Below are 7,626 nucleotides of genomic sequence, written 5' to 3' on the forward strand. Positions count from 1 at the left end.
CCACGGTTTGACGCCACGAATCGCAGATTTGAAAGTGAACAGGAAAGTCAATGAAATCAACGATCTACCAACACCACCTCCGCGCCAGTGCTAGCTTTTCGTACCGTCACTTATTGCACTGAAAACGAGGAGACCCCGGTCTCAGACGGGTCACCGATACGGTGGATCAGGTAGGTGGTCAGCAACGGTGTGCGGCCTGCCAATGGCCTGGTGACGATTTCTGGGTGGCTGCTGGTTGATACGTGTGCCTCTGTCGAAAAGCCCAACCCGTATCCCGCTGCCACTAGCGTCACCATGAGGTCGTGACTGGCGACTCGCTCAGCCACGATGGGCTCCATGTCAGTCGCGCGAAGTACCCGGTCCAGCTGGCGACAGCAGCCCTCGCAGACCTCAGGGTCGCACAGCACCAGTGGGTAGCGCAGGACCTCGTTCAGCGGCGGTTTCTCGTAGGCCAACAAGGGGTGACGCAAAGGCATCACCACCACTATCGTGTCGCTCCATGCCGGCACAGCAGACAGAGCCTCGCCGACATCCGTCCATTGGGAAAACCCCAAGTCATACAAGTCGGATTCGAGGCCCTTGATCTGCTGCGCCAGCGGAACCTCGTATAGGCGGATTTCCGTATCTGGCTCCTCTTCACGGCAACCCGATAGCAATGCAGTGAGACGGGCCTGCGAGATGTCTTCGGACAGCGCGATGCGCAACTGCCTCTGGTAACCGGCCGACACGGCCCGTACGCTGTCACGAGCCTGGGTCAGCGCAGCGAACACGCGTGGCACGTGATCCATGAAGACCTGACCAGAACGGGTCAGGCGCGTGCTGCGGGTGTTGCGGTCGAAGAGGCGGACCCCCAGCTCTTCTTCCAGTTCCTTGATCGCCCGCGAAAGTGGCGACTGTTCAATGTGAAGCTTCTCAGCGGCTCTGGCGAAGTGCAGTTCCTGAGCGACCGCCAAGAAGCACCGAAGGTGCCTCAGTTCCATTGTTTTCCCTGAATGTTTTCATTTTCTGCTTCAAGCTACTTCTGTTCTTAAATCGCTACCACCAGCTCGGGCACAGCGGTGAACAGGTCGGCCTCCAGGCCGTAGTCGGCCACGCTGAAGATCGGCGCCTCGGGGTCCTTGTTGATCGCCACGATCACCTTCGAATCCTTCATGCCCGCCAGGTGCTGGATCGCACCCGAGATGCCCGCGGCGATGTACAGCTGCGGCGCCACGATCTTGCCCGTCTGACCCACCTGCAGGTCGTTCGGGGCGTAGCCCGCGTCCACCGCCGCGCGGCTGGCACCGATGGCCGCGCCCAGCTTGTCGGCCAGCGGGGTCATCACTTCGTTGAACTTCTCGCTGCTGCCCAGCGCACGGCCACCGCTGACGATGATCTTGGCCGCCGTCAGTTCCGGGCGGTCGCTCTTGGCGATTTCGCTGCCCAGGTAGCTGCTCTTGCCGTTGCCCGCTGCGGCCGCAACCGGTTCCACGGCGGCCGATCCACCCTGGCCTGCCGGGTCGAAGCCGGTGGTGCGCACGGTGATGACTTTGGTGGCGTCGCCGCTCTGCACGGTGGCGATGGCGTTGCCGGCGTAGATGGGGCGCTCGAAGGTATCTTGGCTGATGACCTTGGTGATGTCGCTGATCTGCGCGACGTCGAGCTTGGCGGCCACGCGCGGAGCCACGTTCTTGCCGCCGGCCGTGGCAGGGAACAGGATGTGGCTGTAGGCATTGGCGATGGCCAGCACCTGGGCGGCGACGTTTTCGGCCAGGCCGTGGGCGAAGCCTTCGCCATCGGCGTGGATGACTTTGGCGACACCGGCGATCTGGGCGGCGGCGGCTGCAGCGGCAGCGGCGTTGTGGCCGGCCACCAGCACGTGCACGTCACCGCCGCAGGCAGCGGCGGCGGACACGGTGTTGAGGGTCGCGCCCTTGATGGCGGCGTTGTCGTGTTCGGCAATGACGAGTGCGGTCATGTTGTTTCTTCCTCAGATCACTTTGGCTTCGTTCTTGAGCTTGTCCACCAGGGCGGTCACATCGGGCACCTTCACGCCGGCGCCGCGCTTGGCCGGTTCGGCGACCTTCAGAGTCTTCAGGCGCGGCGCCACATCGACACCGAGGTCGGCCGGCTTGACAGTCTCCAGCGGCTTCTTCTTGGCCTTCATGATGTTGGGCAGCGTCACATAACGCGGCTCGTTCAGACGCAGGTCGGTGGTCACGACCGCCGGCAGGCTCACTTCCAGGGTTTCCAGGCCGCCGTCGATCTCGCGCGTGACCTTGGCTTTGTCACCGGCCACTTCCACCTTGCTGGCGAAGGTGGCCTGCGGCAGGTCAGCCAGGGCGGCGAGCATCTGGCCGGTCTGGTTGGCGTCGTCGTCGATCGCCTGCTTGCCCAGGATCACCAGACCCGGTTGTTCCTTGTCCACCAGGGCCTTGAGCAGCTTGGCCACGGCCAGCGGCTGCAGTTCCACGTCGGTCTCGACCAGGATGGCGCGGTCGGCACCGATGGCCATGGCCGTGCGCAGCGTTTCCTGGCACTGCGCCACGCCGCAGGAGACGGCGATCACCTCGGTGGCCGCGCCCTTTTCTTTCAGACGCACGGCTTCTTCCACCGCGATCTCGTCAAACGGGTTCATGCTCATCTTGACGTTGGCGATGTCCACGCCGGTGCCGTCGCTCTTGACTCGCACCTTGACGTTGTAGTCCACCACGCGTTTGACGGGGACGAGGATTTTCATGGTGTGGATCCCTTCAGACGCGTTCGACGATCAAGGCAATGCCCTGCCCCACGCCGATGCACATGGTGCACAGCGCATAGCGCCCGCCGGTGGTGTGCAGGCGGTTGACGGCTGTGGTCACCAGCCGCGCACCGCTGGCGCCCAGCGGGTGGCCCAGCGCGATCGCGCCGCCCCAGGCGTTGACGCGTGCGTCGTCGTCTTGCAGACCCAGCTGGCGCAGCACGGCCAGCCCTTGTGCAGCAAAGGCTTCGTTGAGTTCGATCACGTCCAGCTGCTCCAGCGTCAAGCCGGTGAGCGCCAGCACTTTCTGCGTGGCCGGCGCCGGGCCGATGCCCATGATGCGCGGGGCCACGCCGGCCGTGGCCATGCCAACGATGCGGGCCTTGGGCGTCAGGCCATTCTTCGCGGCGGTGGCTTCGTCGGCCAGCAGCAGCGCGCAAGCGCCGTCGTTCACGCCGCTGGCGTTGCCGGCGGTGACCGTGCCGTCCGGGCGCACCACGCCTTTTAGTTTCGCCAGGATTTCCAGACTGGTTTCGCGCGGGTGTTCATCGGTGTCCACCAGCACGGCATCGCCCTTTTTTTGCGGGATGCTCACGGCACAGATCTCACGCGCCAGGTGGCCGGCTTTGATCGCGGCCACGGCCTTCATCTGGCTGGCCAGGGCCATTCGGTCCTGCGCTTCGCGCTCGATCTGGAAGTCAGTCGCCACGTTCTCGGCGGTTTCGGGCATCGAGTCCACGCCGTACTGCGCTTTCATCAGCTTGTTGACGAAGCGCCAGCCGATGGTGGTGTCGTAGACAGCGTTGTTACGGGAAAACGCGCTTTCGGCCTTGGGCATGACGAAGGGCGCTCGGCTCATGCTCTCCACACCGCCGGCGATCATCAAGCCGGCTTCACCGGCTTTGATGGCGCGAGCTGCGGTACCGATGGCGTCCAAGCCAGAACCACACAGGCGGTTGACGGTCGATCCTGGCACTTCAAGTGGCAATCCTGCCAACAATCCGCTCATTCGCGCCACATTGCGGTTGTCTTCACCAGCCTGGTTGGCGCAGCCGAAGATGATGTCAGTCACCGAGGCCCAGTCAACACTGGGATTGCGCGTCATGAGGGCGCGCAAGGGCACGGCGCCGAGGTCGTCGGCACGCACCGACGATAGCGCGCCGCCGTAGCGGCCGAAGGGGGTGCGGATGGCGTCGCAGATGAAGGCTTGGGAAGTGGTCATGGCAGGAAACAAAAAAAGAGAAATACAGGGACAAAAGAGAGGTGCGCGGCTCAGCCGAGCAGGTGGTCCAGCATGGCCGGCGTAGCGCGTACAGCGCCAAAGCCGTTGGCCGCAACGAGCCGATCCAGCTCCTGCTCCAGCAGATCCCGTGGCTGGGTACGGGCCCAGTGCACGGGGCCTCCCACCCAGGACGGGAAGCCGTAGCCGTTGACCAAGACGACGTCGATGTCGCCTGCGCGGTGCGCCACCCCTTCGCTGAACAGCAGCGCGGCTTCGTTCACCATGGCCAGCAGGGCTCGGCGCTGGATCGTCTCGGCCGACAGTGGCGAGCGCTCGATGCCGCGCGCGGCCGAGGCCTGCGCGATGACGCCACGCACCACCTCGTCGGTGGCGGGGCTGGCCTTGCCGTCGGTGTAGGTGTAGTAGCCCGCCTGGGTCTTGCGTCCCATGCGGCCCATCTCGCACAGGCGGTCGAGGATGTGCACATAACGCTCCCGCGGGTCACGGGTGGCGGCGCCGGCCTGCCGCATGCGCCAAGCGATGTCCAGGCCCGAGAGATCGGCCACGGCGAACGGCCCCATGGCGAAGCCGAAATCGGTCAGTGCACGATCCACGTCCTCGGGCCAGGCCCCGTCTTCCAACATGAACTCGCACTGCTTGCGGTAGGCGTTGTAGATACGATTGCCGATGAAGCCAAAGGCGTTGCCGCACAGGATGGGCGTTTTCTTGAGCTCGCGGCCCAGGGCCATGCCGGTGGCGATCACGTCGGGTGCGCTGTCGCGCCCTTGCACCACCTCCAGTAGCTTCATGACGTTGGCCGGGCTGAAGAAGTGCAGGCCCAGCACGTCCTGCGGCCGGGACGTGACCGATGCGATCGCGTCGATGTCCAGGTAGGAGGTGTTGGTGGCCAGCACCGCGTCCGCCCGCGCGTGTGCGTCGATCTGGCGAAACACCGACTGCTTGACTGCCAGGTCCTCAAACACGGCTTCGATCACCACGTCGACCGACTGCAGCGCCGACCAGTCCAGCGTGGCCGTCAGCCGGCCTTGCAGGCTTTCGGCCTTTGCAGCATCGACTTTGCCGGCTTTCACACGCGCAACGAAGTGCTCGGCGATGCGCGCGGAACCACGCGCCAGCGCCTCGCCCGACTGCTCCAGCAGGCAGACCTGCAGGCCCGCCTCCAGCGCGGCGATGGCTATGCCCGAGCCCATGGTACCGGCGCCGATGACGGCGACCCGATCGAAGGCACGCGACTCGGCAGACAGACTGGGCGGCAGCTTGCCGGACTCGCGCTGGACCCGAAATTGGTAGCGCAAGGCAGCCGCTTCGGGGCTCTGCATCAGCGCCAGGAACAGCTCGCGTTCGCGCTGCATGCCGGCGTCGAACGGCAGAGCGCTCGCCTGTACCGCGTCCAGCAAGGCCTGGTAGGCGGGCTGCGCGCGCTGGCGGGCGTTGAACCGGGCCAAAGCCTCGCTAACTGCTGCCCGGGCAGCATCCGCATTGACGCTGCGGTCACGTGCCCGCGGCAGGGGGACATCAGCCTGCGCCAATTCCAGAGCGAGGGCCGACGCCGCGCCCCACAGGTCTTGCGGTACCACGCGGTCCAGCAGCCCTGAAGCCGTGTGTTCGCCAGCCGTCTGGGGCTGGCCCGTGAGCATCATCGTCAGCGCCCGCTCTGCTCCCACCAGGCGCGGCAGTTTCTGGGTGGCGCCGGAGCCAGGGATCAGGCCCAGCTGGATCTCCGGCGTACCGAGCCGGGCCGAAGCCAGGGCCAACCGTGCATGGCAACCCAGGGCCAGTTCCAGACCACCGCCGAGCGCGACGCCGGAGATGGCGGCCACCACCGGCTTTGAACAGCTTTCGAGTGCCTCGATGACGTCGCGCAGCATGGGGGTTTCAAACTGCAGCGGCGTGCCGAACTCGGACACATCCGCGCCGGCCGAAAAGGCCTTGTCGGTGCCGATGAGCACGATGGCCGCCACCTGCGGATCGGCATCGGCGGCGCGCACCGATTCGACGATATGCCGGCGCAGCGCGATGCCCAGGCTGTTGACCGGCGGTGCGTTGAGTTCGATGCGTGCCACACGTGGGGCAGCGGAAGAAGATGGGGTCATGTGGGCGGTACCGGGTTTCAGATGATGTGACGGGTTTTGAGTGCGTCCAGCTCGCCATCGGACAGCGCCACCAGCGACTGGAGGACTTCCTGCGTGTGCTGGCCAAGCAACGGCGGTGCGCTGCGGTAGGTCACGGGCGTAGCCGACAGCTTGAGCGCGCTGCCCGGCACGCTCACCTGGCCCGCGGTGGGATGGGGCAGGTCCTGGCGCATTTCACGGGCCAGCACCTGAGGGTCCTGGAACACATCGGCCATGTCATTGATGGGGCCGCAAGGCACACCGACCTCTTCCAACAGCCGGATCCATGTATCGCGCGGTTGCAGGAGCATCAGCGATTCCAGCAGCGGTACCAACTGGTCGCGATGCCGCACGCGGGCAGGGTTGGTGGCAAAGCGCGGATCGTCGGCCAGTTCGGGTTGGCCGGCAGCCTGGGTGAGCTTTCGGAACTGCCCGTCGTTTCCACAAGCGACGATGACCCAACCATCGGCCACCTTGAACACCTGGTAAGGAACGATGTTGGGGTGTGCATTACCCCAGCGTGCCGGAGGTTTGCCTGTGGCCAGGTAGTTCGTGGCCATATTGGCCATCATGGCAACCTGCGTGTCCAGCAAGCAAATGTCCAGGTACTGCCCTTCGCCTGTGCGCTCCCTGTGATTCAACGCAGCCAGTATGGCAATGGTGGCATGCGCACCTGTGAACAGGTCGGCGATAGCGACGCCGGCTTTCTGGGGGGACGCGCCTGGTTGACCATCCCGCTCGCCGGTAACGCTCATGAACCCACCCATACCCTGCACGATGAAGTCGTAACCGGCGCGCGGCGCGTACGGGCCCGTCTGACCGAAGCCGGTGATCGAGCAATAGATGAGGCTGGGATGGTCACCGCGCAGGCTCTCGTAGTCGAGTCCGTAGCGCTGCATGTCGCCGACCTTGAAGTTCTCGACCAGCACGTCGCATTGCGCCACCAGGCGGCGGACCAGTTCCTGCCCCTCGGGGGTGGAGATGTCGAGCGTCACGGACCGTTTGTTCCGGTTCACCGCCAGGTAGTAGGCGGCTTCGGTCGTGTCTTGCCCGGTGGCGTCTCGCGCGTAGGGCGGGCCCCACTGCCGCGTGTCGTCGCCCTGGCCCGGGCGTTCGATCTTGATCACGTCCGCGCCCAGATCGGCCAGTGTCTGCGTGCACCAGGGACCGGCCAGGACCCGCGTCAGGTCCAGCACCCGAATATGGCTAAGGGCTCCCATACGATCAATCCAGCTGCACATTGGCGGTTTGAACAACCTTTGACCACTTGTTGGCCTCGGCTTGGATATAGGCCGCAAACTGCGCCGGACTGTCAGGAGCGGCCTCTGCGCCTTGCTCCTTGAGTGTTTGTCTTACTTCGGCCTGCACCAGAATCTGTCGAATTTCTTCGTTGAGCCGGCCAACCAAGCTAGCAGGCACAGAAGCGGGGGCCCACATGCCAAACCATGAACTGGCGTCGTATCCCGCGACACCCGATTCAGCGATCGTGGGCACCTCTGGTAACGCAGCGGAGCGTTTGGCCGTGGTCACAGCGACCGCACGCAGTGCACCGG

Annotated in this window: 7 protein-coding genes; all 7 read right to left on the reverse strand. The window is 65.0% G+C overall.

The features are described from left to right. Positions 1-110: 110 nt before the first annotated feature. Entirely contained in the window at positions 111-980 is an 870-nt protein-coding gene (locus ACK59X_RS18160) for a LysR family transcriptional regulator (protein ID WP_409959447.1), read from the reverse strand. Positions 981-1,027: 47 nt separating this feature from the next. Continuing rightward, entirely contained in the window at positions 1,028-1,957 is a 930-nt protein-coding gene (locus ACK59X_RS18165; protein WP_057597549.1) for an electron transfer flavoprotein subunit alpha/FixB family protein, read from the reverse strand. A gap of 12 nt (positions 1,958-1,969) precedes the next feature. Then, entirely contained in the window at positions 1,970-2,719 is a 750-nt protein-coding gene (locus tag ACK59X_RS18170) for an electron transfer flavoprotein subunit beta/FixA family protein (protein ID WP_409959449.1), read from the reverse strand. A 13-nt stretch (positions 2,720-2,732) separates the two neighbouring features. Next, positions 2,733-3,941, reverse strand: a complete 1,209-nt coding sequence (gene pcaF / locus ACK59X_RS18175; protein ID WP_409959451.1) for a 3-oxoadipyl-CoA thiolase — start codon at positions 3,939-3,941, stop codon at positions 2,733-2,735. 50 nt (positions 3,942-3,991) lie between these two features. Further along, entirely contained in the window at positions 3,992-6,055 is a 2,064-nt protein-coding gene (locus ACK59X_RS18180) for a 3-hydroxyacyl-CoA dehydrogenase NAD-binding domain-containing protein (RefSeq protein ID WP_409959453.1), read from the reverse strand. A 17-nt stretch (positions 6,056-6,072) separates the two neighbouring features. Further along, positions 6,073-7,293, reverse strand: a complete 1,221-nt coding sequence (locus ACK59X_RS18185) for a CaiB/BaiF CoA transferase family protein (protein ID WP_409959455.1) — start codon at positions 7,291-7,293, stop codon at positions 6,073-6,075. Between the two features lie 4 nt (positions 7,294-7,297). Then, a partial coding sequence (locus ACK59X_RS18190) for a tripartite tricarboxylate transporter substrate-binding protein (protein ID WP_409959456.1) occupies positions 7,298-7,626 on the reverse strand: 329 nt, incomplete at its 5' end.

This window comes from Acidovorax sp. (assembly GCF_046339755.1).
Taxonomy (GTDB): Bacteria; Pseudomonadota; Gammaproteobacteria; order Burkholderiales; family Burkholderiaceae_C; genus Acidovorax.

What these genes read in the sequence shown, in the direction of transcription:
- ACK59X_RS18160 (WP_409959447.1), bottom strand. Translation starts at nt 980, where the DNA reads ATGGAACTGAGGCACCTTCGGTGCTTCTTGGCGGTCGCTCAGGAACTG.
- ACK59X_RS18165 (WP_057597549.1), bottom strand. Translation starts at nt 1,957, where the DNA reads ATGACCGCACTCGTCATTGCCGAACACGACAACGCCGCCATCAAGGGC.
- ACK59X_RS18170 (WP_409959449.1), bottom strand. Translation starts at nt 2,719, where the DNA reads ATGAAAATCCTCGTCCCCGTCAAACGCGTGGTGGACTACAACGTCAAG.
- pcaF (WP_409959451.1), bottom strand. Translation starts at nt 3,941, where the DNA reads ATGACCACTTCCCAAGCCTTCATCTGCGACGCCATCCGCACCCCCTTC.
- ACK59X_RS18180 (WP_409959453.1), bottom strand. Translation starts at nt 6,055, where the DNA reads ATGACCCCATCTTCTTCCGCTGCCCCACGTGTGGCACGCATCGAACTC.
- ACK59X_RS18185 (WP_409959455.1), bottom strand. Translation starts at nt 7,293, where the DNA reads ATGGGAGCCCTTAGCCATATTCGGGTGCTGGACCTGACGCGGGTCCTG.